Origin of the sequence: Pedobacter albus (genome assembly GCF_036324255.1) — a bacterium.
Classification (GTDB): domain Bacteria; phylum Bacteroidota; class Bacteroidia; order Sphingobacteriales; family Sphingobacteriaceae; genus Pedobacter; species Pedobacter albus.
Window position 1 is genome coordinate 707,122 of sequence record NZ_JAZDQT010000001.1, and the last position, 26,706, is coordinate 733,827.

Annotated in this window: 19 protein-coding genes; 8 read left to right on the top strand and 11 right to left on the bottom strand. The window is 44.0% G+C overall.

Annotation, left to right across the window (positions count from 1 at the left end):
• Positions 1-59: 59 nt before the first annotated feature.
• Entirely contained in the window at positions 60-1,481 is a 1,422-nt protein-coding gene (locus tag VRU48_RS03005; protein ID WP_330106441.1) for an MATE family efflux transporter, read from the bottom strand.
• Positions 1,482-1,781: 300 nt separating this feature from the next.
• Between VRU48_RS03005 and VRU48_RS03010 the strand changes: the two genes are divergently transcribed.
• Positions 1,782-2,414, top strand: a complete 633-nt coding sequence (locus VRU48_RS03010) for an ABC transporter ATP-binding protein (RefSeq protein ID WP_330106442.1) — start codon at positions 1,782-1,784, stop codon at positions 2,412-2,414.
• Positions 2,408-3,502, top strand: a complete 1,095-nt coding sequence (locus VRU48_RS03015; protein ID WP_330106443.1) for a hypothetical protein — start codon at positions 2,408-2,410, stop codon at positions 3,500-3,502. Before VRU48_RS03010 ends, VRU48_RS03015 begins: the two co-directional genes overlap by 7 nt.
• Here VRU48_RS03015 and VRU48_RS03020 read toward each other — a convergent pair.
• The gene (locus VRU48_RS03020; protein WP_330106444.1) at positions 3,499-3,918 is read right to left on the bottom strand and encodes an acyl-CoA thioesterase; all 420 of its coding nucleotides are present in this window, start codon (positions 3,916-3,918) and stop codon (positions 3,499-3,501) included. The two genes, VRU48_RS03015 and VRU48_RS03020, sit on opposite strands and share 4 nt — an antisense overlap.
• A gap of 131 nt (positions 3,919-4,049) precedes the next feature.
• Here VRU48_RS03020 and VRU48_RS03025 point away from each other — a divergent pair, with 131 nt between their 5' ends.
• Positions 4,050-4,355 carry an ArsR/SmtB family transcription factor gene (locus VRU48_RS03025; protein ID WP_330106445.1) on the top strand — a complete coding sequence of 102 codons (306 nt, stop codon included), beginning with the start codon at positions 4,050-4,052 and terminating at the stop codon, positions 4,353-4,355.
• Positions 4,356-4,392: 37 nt separating this feature from the next.
• Positions 4,393-5,403 (top strand): LLM class flavin-dependent oxidoreductase, encoded by a 1,011-nt coding sequence (locus tag VRU48_RS03030; protein ID WP_330106446.1) that lies wholly within the window; start codon positions 4,393-4,395, stop codon positions 5,401-5,403.
• Positions 5,404-5,590: 187 nt separating this feature from the next.
• On the opposite strand, the gene VRU48_RS03035 is transcribed toward VRU48_RS03030, so the two are convergent.
• The gene (locus tag VRU48_RS03035) at positions 5,591-5,992 is read right to left on the bottom strand and encodes an OsmC family protein (protein ID WP_330106447.1); all 402 of its coding nucleotides are present in this window, start codon (positions 5,990-5,992) and stop codon (positions 5,591-5,593) included.
• Between the two features lie 42 nt (positions 5,993-6,034).
• Here VRU48_RS03035 and VRU48_RS03040 point away from each other — a divergent pair, with 42 nt between their 5' ends.
• The 4 genes from VRU48_RS03040 (at position 6,035) to VRU48_RS03055 (ending at position 11,578) form a co-directional block, all read left to right on the top strand.
• The gene (locus VRU48_RS03040) at positions 6,035-6,478 is read left to right on the top strand and encodes a PaaI family thioesterase (protein ID WP_330106448.1); all 444 of its coding nucleotides are present in this window, start codon (positions 6,035-6,037) and stop codon (positions 6,476-6,478) included.
• 95 nt (positions 6,479-6,573) lie between these two features.
• Positions 6,574-6,831 carry a hypothetical protein gene (locus VRU48_RS03045; protein ID WP_330106449.1) on the top strand — a complete coding sequence of 86 codons (258 nt, stop codon included), beginning with the start codon at positions 6,574-6,576 and terminating at the stop codon, positions 6,829-6,831.
• Between the two features lie 117 nt (positions 6,832-6,948).
• The gene (locus tag VRU48_RS03050; protein ID WP_330106450.1) at positions 6,949-10,137 is read left to right on the top strand and encodes a SusC/RagA family TonB-linked outer membrane protein; all 3,189 of its coding nucleotides are present in this window, start codon (positions 6,949-6,951) and stop codon (positions 10,135-10,137) included.
• 10 nt (positions 10,138-10,147) lie between these two features.
• The gene (locus VRU48_RS03055) at positions 10,148-11,578 is read left to right on the top strand and encodes a SusD/RagB family nutrient-binding outer membrane lipoprotein (protein ID WP_330106451.1); all 1,431 of its coding nucleotides are present in this window, start codon (positions 10,148-10,150) and stop codon (positions 11,576-11,578) included.
• 310 nt (positions 11,579-11,888) lie between these two features.
• On the opposite strand, the gene VRU48_RS03060 is transcribed toward VRU48_RS03055, so the two are convergent.
• From VRU48_RS03060 to VRU48_RS03095, 8 genes are all read right to left on the bottom strand, one after another.
• A complete protein-coding gene (locus tag VRU48_RS03060; RefSeq protein WP_330106452.1) occupies positions 11,889-13,169 on the bottom strand; it encodes a nucleoside recognition domain-containing protein in 1,281 nt (426 codons plus the stop codon).
• Positions 13,170-13,289: 120 nt separating this feature from the next.
• Positions 13,290-14,447: a M14 family zinc carboxypeptidase gene (locus VRU48_RS03065; protein WP_330106453.1), complete on the bottom strand. Its 1,158-nt coding sequence runs from the start codon at positions 14,445-14,447 to the stop codon at positions 13,290-13,292.
• A gap of 125 nt (positions 14,448-14,572) precedes the next feature.
• Positions 14,573-17,425 carry a S9 family peptidase gene (locus tag VRU48_RS03070; RefSeq protein WP_330106454.1) on the bottom strand — a complete coding sequence of 951 codons (2,853 nt, stop codon included), beginning with the start codon at positions 17,423-17,425 and terminating at the stop codon, positions 14,573-14,575.
• Positions 17,426-17,544: 119 nt separating this feature from the next.
• Positions 17,545-18,930, bottom strand: coding sequence for an outer membrane protein assembly factor BamB family protein (locus VRU48_RS03075; RefSeq protein ID WP_330106455.1), 1,386 nt, complete (start codon positions 18,928-18,930; stop codon positions 17,545-17,547).
• A 151-nt stretch (positions 18,931-19,081) separates the two neighbouring features.
• Positions 19,082-20,881: a membrane protein insertase YidC gene (gene yidC, locus VRU48_RS03080; RefSeq protein ID WP_330106456.1), complete on the bottom strand. Its 1,800-nt coding sequence runs from the start codon at positions 20,879-20,881 to the stop codon at positions 19,082-19,084.
• 18 nt (positions 20,882-20,899) lie between these two features.
• Positions 20,900-22,516 carry a CTP synthase gene (pyrG, locus tag VRU48_RS03085; protein WP_330106457.1) on the bottom strand — a complete coding sequence of 539 codons (1,617 nt, stop codon included), beginning with the start codon at positions 22,514-22,516 and terminating at the stop codon, positions 20,900-20,902.
• A gap of 466 nt (positions 22,517-22,982) precedes the next feature.
• Positions 22,983-23,747: a GLPGLI family protein gene (locus VRU48_RS03090; protein ID WP_330106458.1), complete on the bottom strand. Its 765-nt coding sequence runs from the start codon at positions 23,745-23,747 to the stop codon at positions 22,983-22,985.
• A gap of 10 nt (positions 23,748-23,757) precedes the next feature.
• The gene (locus tag VRU48_RS03095; protein ID WP_330106459.1) at positions 23,758-26,526 is read right to left on the bottom strand and encodes an outer membrane beta-barrel protein; all 2,769 of its coding nucleotides are present in this window, start codon (positions 26,524-26,526) and stop codon (positions 23,758-23,760) included.
• Between the last annotated feature and the right edge of the window lie 180 nt (positions 26,527-26,706).

Sequence of the window (26,706 nt, forward strand, 5' to 3'; positions counted from 1 at the left end):
AAACTTTAAACCCTTAGCTGAACCTTCCAGCCTTTCAACCCTCTAGCTTTCCAACCTCTCTAGACCATCGTTTTCTTCCACTTGCCACGCTTAAACAAGATAAAGGCAGCTATGGTGATGCCTACTTCGGCTACTGGAATGGCAATAAATACGCCAGTTGGGCCCAATTCGAGGTATTTGGCCAAAAAGAAGGCAAAAGGAATTTGGAACAGCCAAAAAGCCACCACATTGATTTTGGTTGGTGTCCAGGTATCGCCGGCACCGTTAAAGGCGCTGGTCAGCACCATACCTACGCCATATAAAACAAAGCCATAGCTTAAAATTCTTAAGGCCTCCGTAGTCACGCGTTTAACCTGTTCATCTATCGTAAAAAATGAAGCGAAAATCGAGCCACAGGTCAGGAAAAGCACCATTACTACGCCCATAAATACGATAATGTATTTCATGGTTACAAATACCGAACGCTCTGCGCGGTCTAAATGTCCAGCGCCCATGTTTTGTCCGACCAAAGTAGCGGCCGCATTGCTTAATCCCCAGGCTGGCAACATGAAGAACATCATAAGCCTTAGCGCGGTTTGATAGCCCGCCGAGCCATGGTCGCCACCAGTTGTAGCCACCAATTCGGCTAGAAAGATCCAGCTGCACGAAGCAATAACGAATTGCAAGATACCAGGTGCCGCAATCTTAACGATGGCGCGAATCTGTTCCCAATCGGGAGCAAAATAAGCCAGTTTTACTTTTAAGGCGCTGTTGCCTCGTGCTAACCTGAAAATCTGATAGGCTACACCCAAACCACGTCCAATTGCAGTAGCCATGGCGGCGCCCGTTAAGCCAAATGCAGGAATTGGTCCCCAGCCTCTAATTAAAAGCGGACAAAGCAAAATATTAGCTGCATTGGCAATCATTAAGCTTTGCATGGCGATAGAAGCATTGCCGGCACCCCTAAAAATACCATTAATGAGAAACAGGAGCATAATAACGGTGCTGCTGCCCATCATAATGCGAACAAAAGTGATCCCTTGTTCAGCTGTCGCATCGCTGGCACCCATAAGCAATAAGATTTCTTTGGCAAAGATGAAGCCCAACACGCTGATGATGACGTTAACCAGCATGGCAATGATGATGGTCTGCATACCGGCTTTGGCGGCCGCTGCCGGATTTTTCTCGCCAATGCGCCTAGCTACTACTGCAGTAGCGGCCATGCTCATGCCAATGGCCAAAGAATAAATAATGGTCAACACCGATTCGGTTAAGCCTACCGTTTGGATGGCATTGCTGCTATTGGGCAAGTGCCCCACAAAGTAAAGATCGACTAAGGCAAATACCGATTCCATCATCATTTCGAGCATCATCGGAATAGCCAGCAACACGATGGCCTTGCGTATGCTGATGCTTGTATAATCGGTTTCCTTGCCAATAATGGCTTGCCATAAAATGGTTAAAAAATTAGAAAAACCACTAGTCTTAGTAGATTCTGACATAAAATATGAAGTAAAAATGTAAGTATAAAACCACGAAGCACAAAAAGATGTGCCTAGTTAATAGAATTGCTGAAAATAGAGTCCTTGCTTGTAAAAAGCTAACGGGTGCGGACTACGGAAGCTATCATGGTTCTGTAGATTTGTTGAACAAAAATAGAAAAAAAACAGAACTTGCAAATAAAATTAGCAAAATCAAAAGATTAAATTTGGGTAAAGCTTGTTGAAGCCCGAATACGCTAGTTTTGGCATGATTAATTGTAACAACTTTTGGCTTTTGCCATCAAATTTTAAAAACCGAACTTGACAAATCTCGTACTTCAGCATATCAGCAAGCTATATGGGAGCCATTTGGTGCTTCAGTTTGATCATTGGGAAATCAATAAGGGCATTTATTGGCTTAAGGGTGGCAATGGAACCGGAAAAACGACGCTTTTTAGGGTCATTACCGGCCAAACTCCTTTTAATGGAACGGTAAAGCTGAACAATATCGATTTACGGCAAGACCCGATGGCTTTTCGTTCGCAAATCAGTTATGCCGAAGCAGAGCCTCAATATCCTCTGTTTATTACCGGAAAGGAGCTGTTGGATTTTTATGGCGACACCAGAAAAGGTACAGCGGCCGAAGCCATGGAACTGGCTAGGCTTTTCGAACTGGAAGCCTTTCTGTTGCAACCAATAGGGAGCTACTCGAGTGGCATGCTCAAAAAGCTCTCGCTGGTTTGTGCTTTTATTGGCGATGTTGATTTTTACATCCTCGACGAACCTTTGATTACCATCGATGTAGCTTCGGCGCATAAGCTCTACGAACTGATCAAAACCAAAGCCGCTCAAGGCAAAAGCTTTTTGCTTTCTTCGCACCAGCAAATCGATCCCGAAAAATTGAGCATAGATGGGGTTTTCGAAATTCGGGACAAACAAATTGTGGCATGCTAAAACTGCTGTACAAAACCATAGGACGTACTTTTTACCAGCAATATGCCGGACTTTTTTTAGTCGTTTTTTACCTGTTGTTTGGTGCTGTTGAAGGTTCGCAACTGATCAGCTACCATGAGGCCTTATTGCTAGCCTTTTGTGCTTCGCCATTAGCTTTGTTGCTGTTGTTGGGCATCTGGATTTTATATGCGCTTAAATGTGCCTTTTTTGTAAGGCAGCAGCTGAAACAGGAAAACTTTGTTTTTGCCAACAACATAACCGTATTGCGCAAAAACAGCCAGCTTTGGGTTTGGGTAAAGGTTTATGCCTTGTTGCTGCTGCCCATTTTAGGCTATGCTTTGCTCTTGTTGTTCATGGCTTTGAGGCATGGCCATTACTTAACTTTTATGGCTGTTTCGCTATTTTTGCCATTGTTGTTGCTGCTGCTTGCCCGCTACACGTTTAACCAGCATAATTATGCCTTTAAAACAATCCAAATATGGGTGAAATTGCCAATGTTTAAGGTTAAAAGGCCTTTTTGGACTTGGCCTTTGTTTTACTTGCTTAACGAACAGCGTCTGATGCTGATTTTGTGCAAAGTGGTATCGTTTGTGTTTTTAAAAGGCATGCTGTGGATGTTTGCCGATGTAGGTCCCGATAGTCGCGTTTACCTTACTGCGGCCATGACGGTTGTGCTGAGCCATTCGGTGGTACTGCTCAATTTGGTGAAATCCGAGGCCAATTACCTGTCTTTTGCCAAAGGATTGCCCATTGCCACCTTTAACAAGCTGCTGCACTGGCTTGGTGTAGTATGCTTGTTGCTATTGCCCGAAATGATTTTGTTTGTTTGGCTGGTTAAGTTCGATTGGGCGCAGTGTTTTGCCATTTTGCTTTACCTGCCAAGTGCCATGATCTGCCTACTTGCCTTGGTTTACTGGCTTAAAGCCAATATGGACCATTACCTTAAATGCTTGCTTTTTTTCTTTTTTGTTAGCATGTGGATGATATTGGCAGGCCAATACCTCGTTTTCAGTCTGTTGCTATTGGCCTTGGGCAGTTGGGCCTTTCTGTGGAAATACAATAGGATAGACCTCCGCGAAATAGCCTAAATGCTGTAGGCTGCAATCATTTCTTCGTTTACCCTGCACGAACGTTGGGTCGTTAGATCGATCATCACGTAATCGAAAACACCGTCTGAAGCTGTTTTGCCTGTTTTTTGGTTAACGATTTCGAACTGTACGCGGCAGCCTTTTTCGTTGATTTCGAGAATTCCGGTTCTGATTAGCATTTTATCGCCCATAAGCAAAGGTCGTTTAAAGGCGATATTTACCCTGCTTACTACCCAGCCATAGCCTTGCTCGGCAAATTTTTCCCAGCTCATGCCATAAAAACGGTCCATCTGTTCGTAACGGGCCGCCAATACGTAATCGAGGTATTTGCTGTTATGCACGTGGTTAAACATGTCGATGTCGTCTGGACGAACGCTAAGCTCGCTTTCGAATATGCTGTATTGGTTTTTTTCCATCCCTGCAAAAATAGGTTAAAGCTATCGATATTTAAATTTTGGTTTTGCGTTTAAAGCCCATGTTGATCAAATTCCTGTCATCTAATCCGATTAAATAGGAATATCGGGAAAACCCGATATATATTTGCGCTATGGATCAGGTAGAACTATTCAAAGCCCTGGCTAACAAAGCCCGTTTACAGATACTGAACTGGCTCAAAGAGCCAGAAACGCATTTTCCCGACTATAAGGCCTCTTGTGGCGATAACAGCGTTGGCGTTTGCGTGGGGCATATTCAGCGTAAAAGTGGTTTGACCCAATCAACCGTTTCGGAGTACCTGGCCGTGTTACAAAGGGCTGGATTGGTTAATGCCACCCGAATAGGACAGTGGACCTATTATCAAAGAAATGAAACGGCCATTAAGGCTTTGGGCCAGCTGATTGCAACAACGCTTTAGTTTGTTGTGATTGATCTGATACCCTAAATAAACAAATATGAGTACAAGAGAATTAGCAAAGCTTCCTTTTTCGGTTTTGGATTTAGCCACGGTTGTAGAAGGCAAAACCATAGCCGATACTTTTAAAAATAGCGTAGAACTGGCGCAACATACCGAAAAATTAGGCTACCTGCGTTATTGGTTGGCCGAACACCATAACATGATCAGTGTGGCCAGCTCGGCAACATCAGTGCTGATCGGACATATTGCTGACCATACCAACACCATACGAGTTGGTTCAGGAGGTATTATGCTGCCCAACCATTCGCCATTGGTTGTAGCCGAACAGTTTGGAACGCTAGCCACGCTTTATCCAGAGCGGATAGACTTGGGTTTGGGCAGGGCACCGGGTACAGATCAGCTGACCTCGATGGAAATCAGAGGCGAACGTTTTGCTGCGCCACATAACTTTCCGCAAGATGTATTGAAGTTGCAAAGGTATCTTTCGAGCACCAATAGCAACAGTAAAGTTCGGGCCATACCCGGCGAGGGCACGGAAGTGCCGATTTGGATTTTGGGTTCGAGCACCGAGAGTGCACATTTGGCCGCTTCTTATGGCTTGCCTTATGCCTTTGCCAGTCATTTTGCGCCTACTTATTTCTTGGAGGCCTTACAGATTTACAAGCAGAATTTCCGCCCTTCGGCCGTGCTTAAAGAACCTTATGTGATTTCCTGCGTCAATGTAATTGCGGCGCCGACCGATGAAGAAGCCGAATACTTATCTACTTCATTAAAGCAGCTCTTTATGGGCATTGTAACCGGAAAACGCAGGTTATTGCAACCACCGGTAGCGGATATGGACGAAATCTGGGATCCGATGGAAGAACAGGCTGTAAACCAAATGTTGGCCGTGGCTTTTATTGGCGGACCAGCAACTTTGGCCACACAAATGCGTTCGTTCTTGGCGCAGACACAGATTGACGAAGTGATGGTCACTTCTCACATCTACGATCATCAGGCCCGTTTACGCTCTTACGAGCTATTTGCCGAGGTTTTGAGGAAAGGGTAAAGTCGATAGACGATGGACTATGGACTATCGTCTATAGTCTATCTAAAACACTTGCGAAGTTTTTAAAACTTCGCAAGTGTCTGTTGTTGGTGAGGGACAACTCCTGCTTGATTAAACCCTATAACAATTTAACAATCCTAGCCATTTAAAACCTTCCAACATTCAACGTTCCAACTTTACAATTTTTTTAACTGGTTAAGATTCGAATAGGATTGCTTAACAGCTTATGGATGGGGCATTTGTCGGCAATTTGCATCAGGCGTTCCCTTTGCTCATGCGTTAAGGCGCCCGTAAATTCTATTTTTCTGGTAATGGTGGTTTCTTTACTCATCTGGTCTTCCTTGCAAATGGCCAAGTCTACTTTAATGGCTTCCAAAGGAAATTCCTTACGGTCGGCATACATTCTGATGGTGATGGCCGTGCAGCTGCCCAAACTGGCCAAAAGGAGGGCGCCCGGTTGCATGCCTTCGTCGGTGCCACCCAGTTCGGCGGGTTCGTCGGCATAAATCAAGTGTCCGTTAGCAAATACCTTTGTTTTGTATTTCGATCGGTCTAATTCGGTGATGGCTGTAATTTGTGCGCTGCTCATATTTGTAGTTTAATGCCTAAATTTACCGTAAACATAGCATAAATGGAAAAACAAAGCGAAGCACAGCAGCGATTATTGATATTTCAGTCGTTTACCGGAAAAGAAATCGGCCAATCTCCCTCTCATTTTATGAATTGGCTCAAGCCTACCTTAATCAGTGCCGAAAGAGGCAGCCTGCATTGCAGCTATGTGGTGAGAAAAGAAATGACCAATCCCTATGGCATTTTGCATGGTGGCATTACGGCAGGCATCATCGACGATTTAATCGGTGCTACGGTATACATTTTGGGCCTCAACGACCGTTATACTACTGTTAACAACAACATCGATTATTTTGCCCCTGCCAATGAAGGCGACACCATTACCGCCAAAACAGCCATTGTGAAACAGGGCAGGGCCATTATCAATCTGCAGTGCGAAATATTCTTGCCTTCTAAAAACCGCCTCATTGCCAAAGGTTATTCCAATATGCTGAATATTGGTTAAGCAGATGTGTATCAGTTTTTTAGCGTAGATTTAACTTTGGCTAAACATTTGGATAGTAGATTTGTTATACAGTTATCCCTAAACTAAATATAGCCATGTTGAACGATTATTTAAACCTCCAGTTTGATGTTAAAGGCAAGACCTTTAAAGGCTTTTGCATGAGGATCCACGACGATTTTCATTTGACCTATGCCGTTATTCTAGAAGATTGCCATTCGTTCTGCGTTTGGCTCGACAATAAAACTTCCAAATGGTACTCTTCTAAATTTACCAATCTGGACCAGAGTGTTTTAGATCAAATCATCGATAAGATAGACGTAAAGGAAGAAACCAGCTATTTGAGCTTTTCATAAGCTTAAAACTATCGCTATTATTTGGATTTGTTTTGATTCTTGATAGGTCTGTTGGTTAAGGTTAAGTGAGCGGAATTTCTTATTTTCCCTTACAACTTAAACTTTAATTAACAGACTATGAACAGAAAATCTATCCTTTTTCTCATTGGATTTTTGCTGTTTGCTTTGGTAGGCTATGCCCAAAAAACCGTAAGGGGCAAAGTAACCGATAGCGAAGGAGGCAGTCCAATTCCCGGGGTAAGCGTGCTGGTAAAAGGCACGGCCACCGGCGTAACCACACAGTCGGACGGGGGCTTTGTGGTTAATGTACCTGCCGAAGGTACTACCCTGATTTTTAAATACCTCGGTTTCGAAACACAGGAAATTGCCATTGGCAACCGCACCGAAATCAATGTGACTTTGGTGGCTAGTGCCCAAACCCTCGAAGGCGTGGTGGTAACGGCCTTGGGCATTAAGCGCAGCGAAAAATCGGTGGGCTATGCTACGCAACAGGTAAAAGGCGATAACCTGACCATGACCAAGGAACAGAATGTAATTGCTTCGCTGGCCGGAAAGGTTGCCGGTGTGCAGGTAACGGGTTCATCCGGTGCCAATATGGGCGGTACGCAAAAGATCAAGATCAGGAGCGTTAACTCTATTACTGGGGGCGGACAGGCCCTGATGGTGGTTGACGGTACGCCGATTGCCCAGAGCAATTTTGGTGGCGATGCAAACGGTGTTGATTACGGCAACGTTTCGCAAGACATCAACCCCGAAGATATCGACAACATCAGTATCTTGAAAGGTCCGGCAGCAGCGGCGCTTTACGGGATCAGAGGCCAATATGGTGTGATTTTAATTACCACCAAAAAAGGAGCCAAGGGAGCCAAAAAGGTAAATATCAGTGTTAATTCTGCTTTTACCGTTGATAAAGTGGCTAATTTTCTTCCCCTTCAAAATGTGTATGGCGTAGGTAATAACCAAACCTTCCAAACGCTAACAAACGGCCAGAAATATGTGAATGGCAACGATGAGAGCTGGGGACCAAAAATGGACGGCACGCCGGTGCGCATGTTTTACAGTTTCTATCCGCAAGATCCAGAATTTGGCCAGCTGACGCCTTTTGTGCCACAGCCCAATAACATCAAGGATTTTTATGAAACCGGGCAGAACATCAACAATGGCATCTCGATTACTGGCGGTAGCGAAAACATGAATTACAGGCTGAGCTATAACAACGCCTATACCAACGGGGTAATTCCGAATACTTGGCTTAAACGGAATAATTTGAGCCTGAGTTCGTCGCTCAATGTTACAGACAAATTTACTGTGGGCGCCAATGTCAATTATGCCAACAACAAAGGCCAGCGTCCTACACAAGGCTATCAGGGCTCGTTCACGGGTGCTACACAATGGTTTCAGCGCAACATCGATATCAACAGGTTGCGCAACTATAAATATGCCGATGGCACCATTTTAAACTGGAACGTTAACCCAAATACCACTACTGGCATTATCACCAACAACAGGCCAAGCGATTGGAATAACCCGTTTTTTGATGCTTATGAGGTATTGAACAACGACGATCGCGACCGTTTGTTTGGCGATGTCAATGCTTCGTATCAGGTACTGCCAGAATTGAAACTGAGCGGTTTTGTGCGCTCGGATATGTATACGCAGAACATTACGCACAAAGAAGGCTTGGGTGGTAGGCTTGTAGATGGTTATCAGGTAGGCAAATACCAGAATACCGAAAACAACTACGAGTTTTTGGCGCAATACAACAAAAACATTGACGATTTTTCGATGAATGTCAATTTGGGCGCCAACTTGTATACCCTTAAATATTCGCAACAGTACCAAGCTACGGTAGGTGGCCTGTCGAGCCCAGGATTTTACTCGGCCGCCGCTTCTGTCGATCGTCCGGTAAGTACCTCGTTTATCAGGCAAAAACAGGTAAGGAGTGTGTATGCCATGGGATCTTTTGGCTACAAAGACACTTATTTTATCGATGCCTCTATTCGTAACGATATTTCTTCGGCATTGCCAGACAACAACAATTCGTATTGGTACCCGTCGGTATCTGGAAGTTTTGTGTTTAGCCAATTGGCCAAATGGAAGCCTTTGAGCTTTGGTAAATTGAGGGCCAGCTACGCCATAGCGGGTTCCGATTTAAGCCCTTACCAAACCATATTCACTTATAGCCCAGGCGCTAATTATCCTTCTACTTCAGGTTCTATCAATACGTTATTTGTACCCGATAAGCTTAAAAATCCTTTAATCAAACCCTCTTTTGCCAATTCTTTTGAACTGGGTTTAGACCTCAAGTTTTTCAGCAACCGCTTGGGCATGGAATTTACTTACTATAACCAGGCCAATAAGAACCAGATTATCGACCTGTCGGTTTCTGGCGCCAGCGGTTTCGACCAAACCGTGGTTAATGCAGGCTTGATCAGGAACAAAGGTATTGAGCTTTCGTTGAACGGCCGCCCGATCCAATCGAAATTCTTTACCTGGGAAACCAATATCAACCTGGCTCGAAACAAGAACAAAATTGAAGAGCTTTATCCTGGAATTAATGTATTACAGAACGATTTAGCCACTTATTCGAGCCAAACCATTTACCTCAACTCAACCGTGGGCAGGTCGTTTGGCAATTTGGTTGGTCCGGGATATAAAATCGATCCGGGAACCGGAAAAGTACTTTTAGGTACCGATAACATGCCTTTATTTGATACGGCTAAGGATTTTGGAAGCGTAATCCCTGATTTTACCGGTGGCTTTCAGAATACCTTCAAAATCTGGAGGTTTGATTTGGGCGCCATGATCGATTTCCAAAAAGGCGGACAGTTTTTCAGCTGGTCTAAAATGCTTTCGGCCAAATCGGGACAGGCTTTCGAAACGGCGGCGCTTAACGATAAGGGCTTTAACGTGCGCGATGCCATTGCTGCCGGAGGTGGCGTAAAAGTAAATGGGATTTCGCAGGCAACCGGACAGGAAGTAACAGCTTATGTTGATGCCAGAACCTATTTTAGAACCAATTTGGGTACGCGTATTTACGACGAATGGATTTATAGCGCTTCTTACATCAAATTACGCGAAATAAGCGTAGGCTATAATTTCGAACCCGAATTGCTGGCTAAAACACCTTTTAAAACGGCTAAGATTTCGTTCATCGCACGTAATCCGGTTATGATTTGGCAAAAAGCGCCAAAAGGAGTTGACCCGTCCGAATTATCGTCGGGCAGCGCATCGATCAGCTGGATTGAAAAGGGAGAACTGCAAACCGTACGTTCTTTCGGTGTTAACCTTAACCTTACCTTTTAATTTTAAGTTTATGAAAAATAGCTATAAATCAATTTGCAGCGGTTTGTTAATGGCCTTGGCGCTGAGCAGCTGCGAAAAATTTGATAAATCCATCAATACCGATCCCAATAGTCCAACCAAGGCATCGGGAACGCAGCTGATCGCCAATGCGGAGCTTTACCTGCCCGGCCTCAGCTCGTCGCCTTATGGCGTGCATTATCCGCAGTACCTATCCAATACTTCGTTTACCGACAACAGCAGGTATGTAACGGTGAATTTTAACTTTTCTGGCTTGTATATCGGTCCGTTGATGAACCTGGAGAATGTAATCAATAATACCACCTTAGATGGCAACGAAGGTCCGATAGTGAACCAAATCGCGGTGGCCAAAATTCTGAAGGCTTATTTTTTCTGGCACATGACCGATAGATGGGGCGATTTGCCTTACACGGAAGCTTTAAAGGGTGATGTCAATTTTACACCTAAGTACGACAAGCAACAGCTCATTTACAGCCGTATGTTTACCTTGTTGGACGAAGCCAATGCCGCTATTGTAGCTGGAGGCAATATCAAAAACGATATTATATATAGTGGCGATGTGGCCAAATGGAAAAGACTGGGCAATACCATCCATGCCCTTATGGCGCTGCGCCTAAGCAAGGTAGACCCTACAACGGGAGCCATGGAGTTTAACAAGGCAGTAACCAACGGCATGATGACGGCCAATACCGATAACCTTTCTTATCCGCACCTGGCCGACCAGAACAATGAAAACTATTGGTATAACCAGTTTACGCGCTTGGGCCGAAACTGGTACGCGGTGAGCAAGCCGGTAGTTGATTATATGTTGCCTTTAAATGATCCGCGTTTGCCGGTATTTGCCAATAAGAACGGTGCTGGAAACTATGTGGGCCTAGATTATGGCTTGCCGGGTTCGGTAACCGTGGTTATCAACAACTATTCGCTGTTGGGTAGCAATTTGCGTTTACAGAATTCGCCGGTAGCTTTGGTTACCTATGCACAGTCGCTGTTTGCCATGGCCGAAGCGGCTAAAATTGGCTGGATTACCGGAGGCGATGTAACGGCCAAAGCCAATTACGATAAAGCCATCGAGTTTTCTATTCGCCAATGGAACAACAACGATATAAGCGCCTTGCCTGCCTATATGGCCAATGCCGAGGTGGCTTATACGTCGGTTGATGCCTTACGCAAAATAGGCAATCAGCGCTGGGTACATCTGTTTTTGCATGGCTACGAAGGCTGGGCCGAGTGGAGGAGAACCGGTTTTCCAAACTTTTTGGCGCCAGCACCTAACAACAACGGCATACAGATTCCAAGGAGGGAAGGTTATCCAACGCAAGAAAGATCGATCAATACCACAAGCTACAATAATGCGGTAAGTGGTTTTCCGTATGGTGGTGCCGACGACCTGAATGCAAGGGTTTGGTGGGATAAACCCTAGTGAAGTGTAATGTCAATAGACCATGGACTATGGACCATGGTCTTTATTCCATTTGAAAAGAAAAAATCGTTCTAACTCGGCGTTGGTCGGGATGTGCCATCTCGACCAAGCGAATGCTGGATTTCTAATCCAGTTACATTAAAAGTTACTCCAGAGCGGATTATAAATCCGTGATTAGTGCAGTCGAGAAAGCATTTCCCGACTAGCAAAAAGTGTAAAGTCAATAGACTATGGACCATGGTCTATTGACCTTATACCAATAAAAAAGGCCGTTACTGATAAAGAACGGCCTTTTTTAATCGATATCTAATTACTTGAAGTTCCCAAAGAAAAGATAGGCCAGGCCAATTGCGGTACAAACGCCAACTAAATCGGCTAGCAACATGGCACCAACTGCGTAACGGGTATTTTTGATGCTCACCGAGCCAAAATAAACCGCTATGACATAAAAAGTGGTATCAGAAGCGCCTTGAAAAACACCGGAAAGCTTGCTGGCGAAAGAATCGGCACCATAGGCTGTCATGGTATCTACCATCATGCCCCGGGCAGCACCACCGCTCAAAGGCCTGATTAAAGCCGTAGGCAAGGCGTTTACAAAGCGCGTATCGGCACCTACCCAAACAAAAAACTGCGTAATGCCGTTCATAATGACGTCAAAAGTACCGCTGGTTCTCAGCATGCTCACGGCTACCAATATACCCACCAAGTAAGGCACGATTTTAATGGCGGTATCAAAACCGTTTTTGGCACCTTCGATAAAAGCATCGAAAATGTCGATTTTTTTATAAACACCGCCGAGTACAATCAGTAAGAAAATGAGCAAGATCATGCCGTTGCTCAATATGCCCGAAAACGATTTGATGCCGGTCGAATCCAGCGAAGCGACATACAATACCAATGCGGCAATAATAACCGACAAGCCTAATACCCAGGCAATAATGGCGGGTTGTAACAAATTGATTTTCTGTTTAAAGGAAACAATCAGCATGGCGGCCATGGTGCCTATAAAGGTTACAATGAGGCAGGGAATGAAAATATCGGTTGGATCGCTGGCATTTTGCGAAGCCCGGATGGCAATCACGCTTACCGGAATCAAGTTTAAACCGGCCGCATGCAAACACAAAAACATAATTTGCGAATTGCTGGCCACGTCTTTGTTGGGATTGAGTTCTTGCAGACTGGCCATGGCTTTTAAGCCAAAAGGCGTAGCCGCGTTGTCCAGTCCCAGCAAATTGGCCGAAAAATTCATGATCATGTGTCCCATAGAAGGGTGATCTTTCGGGATTTCTGGGAAAAGCTTCGAAAAGAAAGGCGCTACAATCCTCGATAGCAACCTGATGCCCCCAGCTTTTTCGGCAATGCTCATAAATCCGATAAAAAGAGCAAGCACACCAATCAGCTTTAAACAGAGTTCTACGGCGGTCCAACAGGTTGGAATAATGCCGTCAACCTTGGTTAGGTTTGTCGGATCGTCGGCTTTGCCGGTCACCATCCAGCTGAATATTTCGGTTTGTCCAAAAAAGAAACACTTGATGCAAGCCACCACGATGGCAACAATGATAAATCCCGACCAAATTCTGTTTAATGCCATTAATTTGTTTGTTTAGTTTGTTGAAGGTTTAGCCATTTTGATAAACGGCGTGGTTAAATTTAGATACTTTGCGGAAATATCTGAAATAAATACGCAAATAGCACGAAAGTGGTACAAATATTAAGCTTGGCACATTTCTCCATCGGTGAAAGCTAAAATCAAGGTCGAATTTTCAAACAATTGAAACGAAGCATTTTCGTATAAGCGCACATCGCCTTGCAGCTGAAGATTGGCTTGGTTATACACGGTAAAGGCATCGCAGTAGCTTAAATCGCCTATGTCTTGGATGCTGTAGGTTTTAACCGTTGCGTGGCCATTATGGGTAGGGCTTTCGTCGTAATTAATGCCTATGCTGACTTCAATGCCATCCAATAGGAGTCCATGGATCAGGATATGAAAAATCTGTTTGTTGTTTTTGGGGATGGCAAAATAGTTGTCGAGCTCTTGTTGTTGATAATCGCCCCTGGCAATGGCCACTAATCCGGCAAGGATAGCCCCGAAATAGAATTTCCGGATTTCCTGCTTTTCGAAATCGTCCTTATAGCCTCCGGCTTCTATTAAAATGGTTGAAGTACCCAGTTTTTGGAAGTTGTCGCCAAAAGCACGGGGTTCAAATTCATCGTCGAACAGGCCAATGTGCTTCGGTACGATTTGATCCAGATGCCTGTACATTTCGGCAATCACCAGCATGGCATTTTTCCGGGTTTCGTCAATGTTTAGTTCTTGATCAAAAGCAGGTGCCAAAAAGGAGAGGGTTGCCGGCTTGAGGCTGCCGCTTACGCTCCACAGCGTGAGCTGATCGTGCAGGTTAAAACCAAAATGAGGTTGGATAGCCGCCCTGCAGGCTTTCAGGATTTTGGCTTCGGCCGTGGCTTCTTTTAAAAAATCGCGGTTAATGTCTATTTGTTGTGCATTTCGTCTGGTAAAGGCTTCGGCACCATCGGGATTAACCATGGGGATGATATCCAGTTGGCAGTTTTCGGCCAATAGCTTTACAAGCGGATCATCGCTTTGCAGGAAATTGAACAAATCGAACAAAGCCATGGTGCCCGTAGCTTCGTCGCCGTGCATTTGGCTCCACAACATGACCTTAATTGGTCCGTGCCCCCAGGTAACTTGGGTAACGCTTCGTCCTTTAACCGAAAGGCCAATTTGCTTTAGTTCAAACTGCTTGGGTAGCTGTGCGAGTAAACGGGTAACATCGACGTGTTTGAAAAAGCGGTTCGACAACTCGTTTTCTTTAAACTGATCGAAATTTTGGAGGGTGGTTGCTATCATGGTCGTTAACCCAAAATTACATAAAAAAAGAGGCAATCCTTTTTAAAGATTGCCTCTTTTATCGTTCATTGGTTCACTAGTTCATCAGTTCATTGGTTCGCTTCAAACTGTGAACTTCAAACTGATTATGGTTTTTCGTCGGTTAACTCAAAGCCCCAAGTTTTTCCTTTTTCTGTAGCAGGAATACCGCTTACCATCCATACAGGCGCTTTTGCACCTTTTAAATAGTAGTCGAAAAATTGCTGCTCGCGAATTTGGATATCTTTTCTGTTTTGGCGTTGCACCAAGTTGTGAGCTTCGTTGTTGTAGTTTAACAACCAAGCTGGTTTACCCAAACGCTTCAAGCCGGTAAACATTTCAATGCCTTGGTACCATGGCACGGCGCCATCGGTATCGTTAGACATGATCACCACTGGGGTAGTTACTTTTGGCAAATTGAACAATGGAGAGTTTTCGATATATAACTCAGGTTTTTCCCAAAGTGTGGCACCAATACGGCTTTGTGTTTTTTCGTATTGGAACTGTCTGTTCATACCGCTTTCCCAACGGATGCCACCATAGGCAGAAGTCATGTTTACCACTGGCGCGCCAGCCCAGGCTGCTGCATACATGTTGGTAGCCGTAATGAGGTGGGCAACTTGGTAACCGCCCCAGCTTTGACCTTGGATACCGATTTTGGTGCCATCAACCCATGCATTTTTCTTGAGGCTTTCCACACCAGAGTTGATAAACTCTTCGGCCGATTTGCCCGGGTGACCAGTTTCGTAGCTAATGTCTGGTGCAAAAACCAGGTAGCCATTACTTACAAAGAAAGGAATGTTTAAGCGCGATGGAGTAGGTGATGGCGCATTGTAGCTGTATAATCCGTCAGAAAGTTTTTCGTAGAAATAAACGATCATCGGATATTTTTTGTTCGGATCGAAGTTTTCTGGTTTGTACAGAATGCCTTCAGATTTATAGCCTTTTGGCGTAGTCCATTTAACCAATTCGGCAGTTCCCCAGTTGTAGCTGGCTTGTTGCGGATTGGTGTTGCTTAACTTGGTTGCAGTTTTAAGCTGGTCTTTAGAAATGTAAACATCAGGAGAGTTTACATAGCTGCCTTTGTCGAAAATGTAAACCTCGGCATCTTTGGCTTTGGTCAGGTTCGAATATTTGGCTGGAGCCATGATAACCAATTCTGGTGCTTTGTCGTTGCTGATGGCTTTGCGGTAAAAACCATTTTCTTTGTTGGTATTGTTAAAGGCATCTAACCACAATACATCTTTTTTGGTAAAGAACCTGGCTTCTGGATCTACTCTTTCGGCGCGGAAAGTAATGTTGTTTTGACGACCGAAACCATTGGTGATGTTTTTAGGCGCTGTTTTTCCATCCGGAGAAAATGCCCAGATATCATAACGATCGTATAAATACACCAATTTGTCTTCTTCCAGCCATCCTGCCGAGCCGTAGCTGTTTGGCAGATCTGGCACGTCGTTGTCTTCGTCGTAGAATTTAACGGTCATACCGGCGTTGAGTGCCACGGTTTTGCCCGTTGCAATTTGGTAGCTGTTCCAAAGTGCTGTTTTCTTGTCGAAATAAAGGATATAATTGCCACCCGGCGAAGGGGCTGCAATGCCGTTAAGGCCTTCTAAGATCTTTTTGCGTGCACCTGTTTTGGTATCAACCAGGTAGTAATCGCGTTGCGAACCGCCAGTCCATTGCGAGGCAATACGGTTGCCATAATCGGTAGAAGCCAACACAAAATTGGCATCGCCTTCTTTAACCAAACTGGCATCTGGCAATTTAACGTCGGTTAGAGGTACAATTTTGGCATCGGCGCTATAGATGTCGATTACGGTGAGGTAGTTCTTCTTAAGATCCCTATCCAGGTTTTTTAGCTGCATAGGCTGCAAATAATCATCCTTGTAGCCCCAAATATCAAGCTTGGCGTTTTCGAAATCTACCAAAGTGGTGTCTTTCGGCTTTTTGATCGGTGCAATGCCGAAGAACAATTTATTGCCGTCTTTGCTGAAGTTTAGTCGGCTGTCGCCACTTACCGCAAACTTAGCTGGCATGCCCGGCATGTCTTCATCTACCAAAATTTGTGCGGTATCTAAAGTAAGCGAGTTGTAATACACATTAAAATCTTTGATTTCGGCTTTTTCCGGACTGGTTTCGCCCAAAAATGCCAAGTGCTCGCTGTCATCGTCGAAGGTAAAGCCCTTAAAGTTGCCTTTGCCCTTAACCAATGTTTTTAGGATGCCTTTTTCGGTATTTAGCAAAAACACGCCTTGTGGTGCATCTTTTTCTTTTTTAGAGCCGGTGCAGGCAAAAACCAATAGTTTGCCGTCTTTGCTAAAGCTGTAGTCGCTTACAAACTTGTACACGCGTTCTTGTCCGGTGGCCAGGTTTTTTACAATCAGGTCGGTACCTTCTTTGGCGGCGCCGCCAGCAGGCTCGTCGTCGGCAAAAAAGTAATCCTGATCGTTTTTATTCGGCTCGCCTCCCTGTGGGGCAGGTTTGGCCTTTTTGCTGGTGTCAGGCGCTTTTTCTAGGCTATAAGCTAATAATGGCGCACCATTTTCAGGAAACTTGAACGATTTAACGCGAGGGATTTTGGTTACGGCCAAGGTAGTAAGGTTGGCGATACCCAAGGTATCTTTGGTCATTTCGTCTGGTTTTTTCTTTTTGATTTTGGCCATTCTGGTGTCCTTGAAAAAAGGCTTGATGGCAAAAGCAGCAAACTTGGAGTCGGCGCTAAACTGCGCAAAGCTGGCCCTAGGCACTTTTATTTTTTGTGCGGTTACGGTTTCCTGCAGGTAGAGGTTGGCGTCGCCTTCTTGCTGGTTAACGCTATAGGCAGCCCAAAGACCGTTTTTTGTCAGCTGTTTGGCACCCACGTTTTCCCAGGTGTCGTAAACCGAATGGTCTAGTGGTCTTTTTTGAGCGTAAGCCACGCTGGCAAACAATAAAAAAAGTAAGGTTAGTTTTTTTTGCATAATTTAAATCAGTTATAGGGTGTTTGGCCTTATCGAAACTTAAAAATTGTAAAATTTATGCACATTATTAAATCTGTACGTCAAATTTTACAAAAAAACTAAAGCTTCAATCCCTGATTTTAATTAGCTTTTAACCGTTGGATGTAGGTTTGATTGTCTGTCTTCTCTATTTTAAGGGCTGCAACTGGAGATAGGCTCAACTGTTTGTTGCCCAAATTATACGTTACAACACCGTTTTTGCTCACATAAAGCAAGGTTTGCGCATCAGTAAAAACGATATTCGAGATGGGCTTTTCGGTCGGGTTTGTTTTGAACAGTTCTTTTCCGGTTTTAGCGTCCAAAACAAAGAGCTGGTCTTTAAGGTAGCCGATAATCTTTTCATCAATCCAGTCTATGGTTTCTATTTTCTCTGCCGGAAAATCTGTTTTCCACAACTGTTGGCCATCGCTGGCTTTGAGGGCATAAACCGAAGTGGTTTTCGAACTTGGGCCTCCTTTGCCGGCCAAGTAAATGGTGCCCTGCTTTACAATGATGTTTTCGTCAACACCATACTGATTGTCGGCCAGGTTAAATTGCCAATCGATGGTCGATTGTCCGCTGGGATCTATGGCAAATAGCGTGCTGCTTTCGTTGCAGGCGTAAATACGTTGGCCATCGGTAACCATTTTGGCGTACATGGCTTTCCCAAAATTTCTTTGCCAGATCGCTTTGCCCACTTGTGCGTCAAATTTGTACACGTAGGGCGCATTGTTGATGAATATTTCGTCATTGGACAAAATAGGCGGGTAGATGTTGTACTCATAAGGCAGTTTGTAGTTCCATATCATTTCGCCATTTACCTTGTTTAAGGCATAAAAATTACTGTTTCTGGCAGCCACATAAAGCAGGTCGCCATGGGTTAGAGCGGTTTGTCGCCTCAACAGCATCTTATCTCTATTGAAGCCTATTTTGGCTTTCCAGTACGCTTTGCCGGTGTTGAGGTTGAGGGCGATAATGCTGCCGTCAACAAAAGGAATGTAGGCTGTCGCGTTTTCTACCGTAAACCTGTTGGCGCTGTTGTTATCGATGTTGGACTCTTTGTAGGTCCAGTTTGTTTTCTTGCTGACCAAATCGAACGAAACCACCGTGCCGTTGTTGCCATAAATCAACAAGGCATCCTGATGCAGCTTGTCGGCAGTATTGACCTTGAAAGTAACTTGGGTGGTCACGATGTCGTCGGCAGTGAGGATTTTATTGTTCGAATAAGGGTTCAGTTTGTCATCTTTGGCTGCCATGGGTGTTGGAGGCGCAGGCATGGGTGTGGCAACGGCGATATCTATACTTGCCGCTGCTTTTTGGGGAGGTGTTGGTACCGGTATGGGTTTAGGTGGCGGAGGTAAGGACGCGGGCTTTTGTGGTTTTTTGCTTACAGTTTTTTTAGTGGTTGTACTTTTTTGCTGCGCTTGTGCCTGCACGTACAGGTTTGCGAAAAGGATCATGCTTAAAATGAAGACAGTTTTTTTCATAGATGTACCGGTTATGGGTAATTAAGGCACAAATTTGAGGCCATAAACAATAACATCTGAGAAGTTTTTAAAACTTTGCAAGTGTATCTGACCAAGTGCCAAAACAAAAAAAGCATCCCGAAGGATGCTTTTTCACAAAATATATTGAAGCTTATTTTTTGTTTTTTTGTTGAGCCTGGGCTTGTTGCTGTGCTCTCATGTACTCGTCTAAACGAGCTTGGAACTTAGATTTTTTCTTTTCGGCTTGAGGCTTTGTTTTGTTTTCCTGCAAAATCGCGTGGATTTTTTCGTCGTTAACCATTCTTCTGATCAAGAATTGTTGCAAGAAGGTTAGCATGTTAGCCAAGAAATAATAGTAGTTCAAACCTGATGGGTAGCTATTCAATACGCCCAGGAAGATAATCGGCATAATATAGCCAATGTATTTCATCTGACCGGTTGCACCCGAAATCTGGTTGTTGAAATAGGTGTAGATCAAGGTCGAAATCGTCATCAAGATACACATCAAGCTCAAGTGGTCGCCAATGAATGGTACGTTAAAGCCAAATTTGATGAAATCGTCATAAGTTGAAAGATCTTTCATCCATAAAAAGCTTTCGCCCCTCAATTCGAACAAGTTCGGGAAGAAGAAGAAGAAAGCCATTACAAAAGGCAATTGCAGCAACATCGGCAAACAACCACCCAGGGGATTTACGCCTACCTTTTTGTACAGCTTCAAGTATTCTTGTTGCAAGAGGGTAGGATTGTCTTCACCTACTTTGGCTTTGATTTCGTCCATTTCTGGTTTCAAAATCCTCATTTTAGCCATCGAAATGTACGATTTGTAGGTTAATGGCGACATGGCCAATTTGAGCAAGATGGTCAGCACCAAAATAATCAGTCCATAGCCCCAGCCAAAGCTTTCCAATAAGTTGAAAACCGGCAATACAACAAACCTGTTGATGTATTTTAACGGCCAGTAGCCCATGTCAACCTGCTTTTCTAATTCGTGGCCTTGCTCTTTTAAGGTAGAGAATTTATTGTCGCCGAAGTAGAAAGTCATCGGATAGCTCTGTGTAGCCAGTTGGCTAAACGGTAATTGCATATTGGCGCCATACCATTTTATTTTTCCTGGTTCGGTGCTTACTTTCACTTCTAGGTTTCCTTTTTCGAAAGCGGTTTGCGGAATAAGTACGGCCGAGAAGAAGTGCTCTTTGAATGAGAACCATTCGATTTTGCCTTCTTTCAGTTCAACTTTTTCGTCTTTGTGCAAGCTCAAATGGTCAGGTGTTTTCTCTACATATTTGAAATACGGACCAGAGTGTTCCTGTTCTTTTTTGGCAGATTTTTCCTGTTCCAACAAAGTAGCTTCCCAGTTCAGGCTGATGTTGTTGCCTTGAATTACCTGGTTTAAACCGTTGAGGTTGATGTTGAAATCTACATTGTTGCCTTTTGGTTTTAGACTATAGCTAAACTCAATGTATTTATCGCCACTATAGTTGGCACGCATGCTTATGTTGCCTGCGTTTTGCGTAGCGGTAAAATATAAATTGTTGGTGTTTACAATTTTGCCATCAATGTTGAGGTTAAGGCCAAATTTGTTGTCGCTGCCATCAAACAAGATAAGCGGCTTGCCTCCGTAGGTATGTTCGCCTTTGATCTCTACCGACTGGATTTTACCACCCAGGTTGGTTAAAGTCAATTTCAGGTTTTCGTTTTCCAATACCGAAATCTGAGCAGTACCGTTGATGTTGCCACCAAACGGACCTTTAAGCGCCGCCGAATCGGGTTGCTTAGGGGTAGTTTCAACTTTATTTTGGGCAGCAGCTTTAGCGCCAACTTTTTTGAGCGAATCTGCTGTTATTTTTTCTCTTTCCTTCTTGATTTCGGCCTCGCTAGGCTTCATGAAAAAAACAGCTGCTCCCAAAATTACCATGATCAGGAACAGACCTGTAAATGTATTTCTATCCATTATGTTGTTTTAAACGTATTAATTTGCTTTTTTCTTGGCATGCTCCATTGCAGCGGCGACAAATTTAACAAAAAGTGGGTGAGGATTTGCAACTGTTGACTTTAATTCTGGATGAAACTGTCCACCAACAAAGAAAGGATGGTTTTTAAGCTCGATAATTTCTACCAAATTGCTATCTGGATTGATACCAGAGGCCATCATTCCGGCTTCTTCATATTGGTTCAGGTAGGCATTGTTAAATTCGTAACGATGTCTGTGTCTTTCGGTAATATGTTGTTTGCCGTAGGCATGGTAAGCCTTGGTGCCTTTTTTGATATCGCATGGATAGGCGCCCAAACGCATGGTACCGCCTTTGGTAGTGATGTTTTTCTGGTCTTCCATCATGTTGATTACCGGATGCTCGGTGTTTTCGTCGATTTCGGTGGTATTGGCGTTTTTAAGGCCCAATACATGACGACCGTACTCGATAACGGCACATTGCATGCCCAAACAGATGCCAAAGAAAGGAATTTCGTTTTCGCGAACGTATTTAATGGCTTCAATTTTGCCTTCAATACCACGGCTGCCAAAGCCTGGCGCTACCAATACGCCTTGCAGGTGGCCCAATTTTTCTTTGACGTTTTCTGGATAAATACTTTCCGAAGGAATAAATTCTACGCGAACCTTGCATTCGTTTTTGGCACCGGCATGGATAAAAGCTTCGCTAATCGATTTGTAGGCATCAGGCAGTTCTACATATTTTCCTACCAAACCAATCCTTACCTCAGCCGTAGGGTTTTTTAAGCGGCCTAAGAAATCTTTCCAGCTTTCCATGTCAGGCTCGTGCTTTTGAGGCAGTTTTAATTTGGTCAATACCGTTTTGTCCAGTTGTTCTTTCATCATCAACAGAGGCACGCTGTAAATAGAGGATGCATCTATTGATTCGATTACCGCATTGATGTTAACGTTACAGAAAAGTGCAATTTTTTTTCTGATATCGGCGCTGATGTGGTGTTCGGTACGGCAAACCAGGATATCTGGCTGAATTCCGTATTCCAATAAGGCCTTAACCGAGTGTTGCGTAGGCTTGGTTTTCAATTCGCCGGCAGCGGCGAGGAACGGAATCAAGGTAAGGTGGATCACAATGGCGTTCGATGAGCCTTCTTCCCATTTAAACTGGCGAACAGCCTCGATAAACGGCAAGGATTCGATATCGCCTACGGTACCGCCCAATTCGGTAATCACGATGTCGTAATTGCCACTTTCGCCCAACATGCGCATATTGCGTTTGATCTCGTCGGTAATGTGGGGCACTACCTGTACGGTTTTGCCCAAATAATCGCCCTGACGTTCTTTGTTGATTACATTTTGGTAAATGCGCCCGGTAGTAATGTTATTGGCCTGCGAAGTTGGCGTATTCAGAAAACGCTCGTAGTGGCCTAAGTCTAAGTCTGTTTCGGCACCATCTTCGGTTACATAACATTCGCCGTGCTCGTAAGGGTTCAATGTACCCGGATCGATGTTGATGTAAGGGTCGAATTTTTGGATGGTTACCCGGTAACCTCTGGCTTGTAAAAGTTTGGCCAATGAAGCGGAAATGATGCCCTTACCTAATGAGGAAGTAACACCGCCCGTAACAAAAATATACTTAGTCATGTTTGAGAATTTGTGAAATTAATAGGGCTTTATGGCCTTTTTAATTGTTTTTGTACGGGATACAAAGGTACGTAAAATTCTGATTTCGGAGCGCAAATATTGTAAATAAATTATTTGCTTGGGAGTCAGGTGCTAGCAACAATTCGTCGTTGCTTAGCATTTGAATGTTGGATTGCTAAATTGTTTAATAGGCATCAATGGTTTACCATGGATTGAAAATCCATAGTTAGTAAGATCGGGATGGCACATCCCAACCAGCAACAATATGTTGAGCTCTGCAAAATGATTTCCAAACTAAGATCATCCTTATCATAAATGGGGCATTGTCGATAGTTAGTAGACAATGGACTATGGACCATGGTCTATAGCAATTCCATCATCGCTATGAAACAATTCAACAATTGAACAATTCAACAATTGAACAATTGAACAATGGTCTATTGACCATGGACTAATAGCTTACTAGCTACAAAATCAACCCGTAAATCTCCTTTTTGATTTCTTCTATTTTGCGCGGATTTTTCTTGTCGTCGTAGCGGGTGTAAAGATCTACCAGCTTCTTGAAATCTTTTTCGCTGTCTGTTTTTTTGCCCTTGCTGGGTTCGGCAATGCTCATTACAGGTACATTTACGGCTTCTACCTTGGTGGCAAACCAGGTGGTATTGTAGCGCGGAATGGCCAGACCCAAAATCATGCCCGGCAAACCGGTAAATCCTTCCGGACCGCCCTTAAACAAAATATCGTCGGTATAAAAAGCCACTACGTAAACGGTATCGTTAATTACGCCAATGGCCTTGCGGCAATCGTAACCTGCTATTTTGCGTACATCGTGCATGATTTTCCAATTCACATGGGGCACGGTGTCGTTCAGGATGTAGTCTTCGCCCATCACCGGTTTCTTGATAATCCTGGTACCTTTGCTCAAGTCGGTATACATTTGAGCAGTATTCTCGCCAGAAGAAAACATGAACACGTTGTCGCTTACCTGGCTTTCTTTTTTTTGTGCCTTGTATAACGAGGTGGTTTCGTTAAAAGCATATTCCCAAAATGAGCTGATGTATTTTTTCATTTTGTCCTTGGCATCGTCTGATAGCCAGGTGTTGTCGGCCATTTGCCTTTGCAGGTTCACTTTTTTCTCGAAGGTAATCTTGGCGCTGCTTACAAAAACCTGTTGGGCTTTAACGCCAAGCAGGCCCAAGGTTAATAAGGTAGTTATGATTGCTGTTTTCATTTGTTTGCGGTTATTTGGCTGCTTTGGCAAAGTTGCCACTCAGGTTGTAGGTTAAACCAATCAGGATGTATCTCGGAATGTAGCTAAACGTGGTTTCGTTGATATAGTTGCCACCAACATAGCGATTGTAGCCTATCTTTTGGTTTAAAATGTCAGATACGGAAAGTTTCATTTCAAGCGCATCGGTTGGCAACATCTTTTTGGAAATGTAGCAGTTCCAAAGCGCTACGTTAAGCGGCGTATTGAACGATTGGTTGGCCGGTCTGTACGACAGCGAAATACTGGTGTTGAACTCGGTTTTGTAAGGCAATTGGATAGTGCCGCTAATTTCGTGGTTGTGGGTATAGCTTTTGCCATTGTTGATAGAGCCCAACGAAGAGTTGCTGTTGAGGAAAGTAACCGAGGGGTTATAGTTGACCTGAACTTTATCGGTATAGTAGCTAAAGCCTGGCCTTAAGTTCAGCTGGCCATTAAAATTCTTGTTCAGCTTGTTGTTGAGGATAGACACATAGTTTGAACTGTTATAGCTGATGCTGAAACTGGCTCTGAAATGCAACTTGCTGAAACCTTTCTGGTAGGAGGCGTTGGCATAGATGCTGTTATTGCCGTTAAGGTTGGTATAGCTGCTGATGGTTTTGTTAAACTCGTCTACAGTTTGAGTGCTTGCAATGGCATTTCTGGTGAAATTATAACTCAGGTAGCCATAAATAAACTGCTCCGACTTAAACTGGTACGAATTGAAATTAAGTCCGATACTGTTGCTAAACGAAGGTTTGAGGTTCGAATTTCCAACCACCTGATACAAAGGATTGTTGATTTGCCTAATCGGTTGCAACTGGTCTAGACTCGGCTGACTGGTATTGCCATTGTAATTAAGCGATAGGCTGGTGCTTTTGCTGATTCTATAATTGAAATTCCCTCTTGGTGCCCAGTTCAGGTAGTTCCTGTTAAACTTGTTATTGCGGTCTATATCGTCTAACTCGAAGCTGGTTTGGGTAGCTTCAACGCCTCCAGAAACAGAGAATTTTTGTGCGCGGTACTGCAACACCACTTTGCCGATGTTGGAGAAATTGTTGAAATCGAAATTATTGCTCAACGAATCAATAGCCTTTCTGTTTTGCAGGTTGTCGTAAACCATGCGGTTACTGCTCGAAATGACGGTTTTAAAGCTGTAGGCGGTTTGTAATTGCCATTTTTTGCCCAAAGGCTCCGTATACGATATGCGCGTACCCAACGAAGTTTGCTTGCTGGCATTATCCTTAAACAAGTCGAGGTTTTCGGTACGGTTCATCTGGCCTTGGTCGTTGTAGTAATTGGTTACGTTGAGGCTGTTTTCGATGCCCTTGCTGTTTTGTGTTTCGGGTTGCAGGTCGATAGATAGGGTTCTGCCTTTTTTCTTCGATTTGTGGGTATAGTTGATGTTGCCGTTAAATAGCTCGCTATCGGTATCGGTACTGTTTTGCTGATTGTTTTTACTTACAAATAAGCCTTGGTCGTTAAGCGATTGGTTGTAGTTGGTCGAATTGTTCTTGTTGAAGTTCGTTTTGCCCGAAAAAGAGATTTTCATGGTCGATAGCGAATCCAATGTGATGTCTACATTTCCTTTTACCGATTGCCCGCCTTTATTGCTGTTTTCGGTCGAAGTGCCCGAACTGAAAAAACTAGTGCCGTTGGGCAATAAACGCTGACCGTTTGAGGTTCTGTTGTCAATAACCTTGGTATCGGTGTTTTTATAGTTGAGTTTGAGCCCCAGTTTGTTCTGGTTCCACTTGTCAGAGAAGTGTGCACCATAGGCACTGTAGTTGGGCAGGCCATTGGTAGGAGAGAAGTAGTCGTCGTCATCGCCACCATAAGAAATCATCATCGTACTGCCATCGTCGCCAACTTCAATTACATCGTAATCGTTGCCCTTGAGCTTTGACATAGCCGAAGTAACCTTCGAATCCTGGTTAAGGTTGGTGGTATTGCCATAAATGGCGGCTTTGAGCTTGCCCTTGTAAACGCCAAGCATGCCACCCAGGTTTTTGTAATGGTCGAGGTCGCTATTGGCATCGAGGGTAGAGAGATAACCGTTTTTGGCATTTTCTTTCAGCTTGATGTTGATGATTTTGTCTTTTTTCCCATCGTCTATTCCGGTAAGCTCGGCTTCCTTGCTTTTCTTGTCGTAAACCTGAACCTCCGATACAGCGCTGGCCTTGAGGTATTTGGTGGCCAATAGCGGGTCATCGCCAAAAAACTCTTCGCCTTCTACCAATACGGTATTAACGTCTTCTCCAGCGGCCTTGATGGCGCCGTTTTTATCAACTTCTATACCGGGCAACCTCCGCAAAAGATCCTGCACGTTGGCATTGGGTTTTACGGCAAAACTATCGGCTTGGTAAACAATGGTATCGCCTTTCATCCTGATGGCTTCCTTTTGTGCACGAACAACAACCTCGTTCAACAAAAAAGTTTTGGTTTCCATGTGGATGGGGCCCAAGTTGAATTTAGAGCTGTCGGTTAAGCGGATATCCCGTATAAAATCGGCCATTTTCGGATAAGAGATCAACAAGCTGTAGTCGCCCTTTTGAAGATTGGTCAATTCGAACTCGCCCTGGGCATTGGCCCTTACCGATTTGACAAGAATAGAATCCTTGCTTCTGATGAGGAGGACGGAGCTGTTTTGAAGCTTCTTTTTTTCGATGGTATCTACAACAGATCCCTTGATGCTGGCTTTTTGGGCAAATGCTTGGCACGCAGAAATGGCTAGCAAAACCAACAGGAGTAGTTTTTTGGACATAGGAAGGCGTTATTGGTAGGTTGTAATTTGTGTTTGGCTAGGCGAAAGTAGCTGAAAAAAAGACTTTTAATTGTTAAAAACTGTTAATAAATGTTAATTCTTAAATTTTTAGTTCAATGGGCTCTCTAAAGTGTAACTATTTGTTTAGGTGGCTAAAAAAATGCCCGGCGCAAAGTCCAG

Bases quoted from the DNA above. Each gene is read 5' to 3' on its own strand.
- VRU48_RS03075 (WP_330106455.1), bottom strand. From the start codon at position 18,930: ATGAAAAAAACTGTCTTCATTTTAAGCATGATCCTTTTCGCAAACCTG.
- VRU48_RS03090 (WP_330106458.1), bottom strand. From the start codon at position 23,747: ATGAAAACAGCAATCATAACTACCTTATTAACCTTGGGCCTGCTTGGC.
- VRU48_RS03040 (WP_330106448.1), top strand. From the start codon at position 6,035: ATGGAAAAACAAAGCGAAGCACAGCAGCGATTATTGATATTTCAGTCG.
- VRU48_RS03020 (WP_330106444.1), bottom strand. From the start codon at position 3,918: ATGGAAAAAAACCAATACAGCATATTCGAAAGCGAGCTTAGCGTTCGT.
- VRU48_RS03005 (WP_330106441.1), bottom strand. From the start codon at position 1,481: ATGTCAGAATCTACTAAGACTAGTGGTTTTTCTAATTTTTTAACCATT.
- yidC (WP_330106456.1), bottom strand. From the start codon at position 20,881: ATGGATAGAAATACATTTACAGGTCTGTTCCTGATCATGGTAATTTTG.
- VRU48_RS03015 (WP_330106443.1), top strand. From the start codon at position 2,408: ATGCTAAAACTGCTGTACAAAACCATAGGACGTACTTTTTACCAGCAA.
- VRU48_RS03065 (WP_330106453.1), bottom strand. From the start codon at position 14,447: ATGATAGCAACCACCCTCCAAAATTTCGATCAGTTTAAAGAAAACGAG.
- VRU48_RS03095 (WP_330106459.1), bottom strand. From the start codon at position 26,526: ATGTCCAAAAAACTACTCCTGTTGGTTTTGCTAGCCATTTCTGCGTGC.
- VRU48_RS03035 (WP_330106447.1), bottom strand. From the start codon at position 5,992: ATGAGCAGCGCACAAATTACAGCCATCACCGAATTAGACCGATCGAAA.
- VRU48_RS03030 (WP_330106446.1), top strand. From the start codon at position 4,393: ATGAGTACAAGAGAATTAGCAAAGCTTCCTTTTTCGGTTTTGGATTTA.
- VRU48_RS03060 (WP_330106452.1), bottom strand. From the start codon at position 13,169: ATGGCATTAAACAGAATTTGGTCGGGATTTATCATTGTTGCCATCGTG.
- pyrG (WP_330106457.1), bottom strand. From the start codon at position 22,516: ATGACTAAGTATATTTTTGTTACGGGCGGTGTTACTTCCTCATTAGGT.
- VRU48_RS03070 (WP_330106454.1), bottom strand. From the start codon at position 17,425: ATGCAAAAAAAACTAACCTTACTTTTTTTATTGTTTGCCAGCGTGGCT.
- VRU48_RS03045 (WP_330106449.1), top strand. From the start codon at position 6,574: ATGTTGAACGATTATTTAAACCTCCAGTTTGATGTTAAAGGCAAGACC.
- VRU48_RS03025 (WP_330106445.1), top strand. From the start codon at position 4,050: ATGGATCAGGTAGAACTATTCAAAGCCCTGGCTAACAAAGCCCGTTTA.
- VRU48_RS03055 (WP_330106451.1), top strand. From the start codon at position 10,148: ATGAAAAATAGCTATAAATCAATTTGCAGCGGTTTGTTAATGGCCTTG.
- VRU48_RS03050 (WP_330106450.1), top strand. From the start codon at position 6,949: ATGAACAGAAAATCTATCCTTTTTCTCATTGGATTTTTGCTGTTTGCT.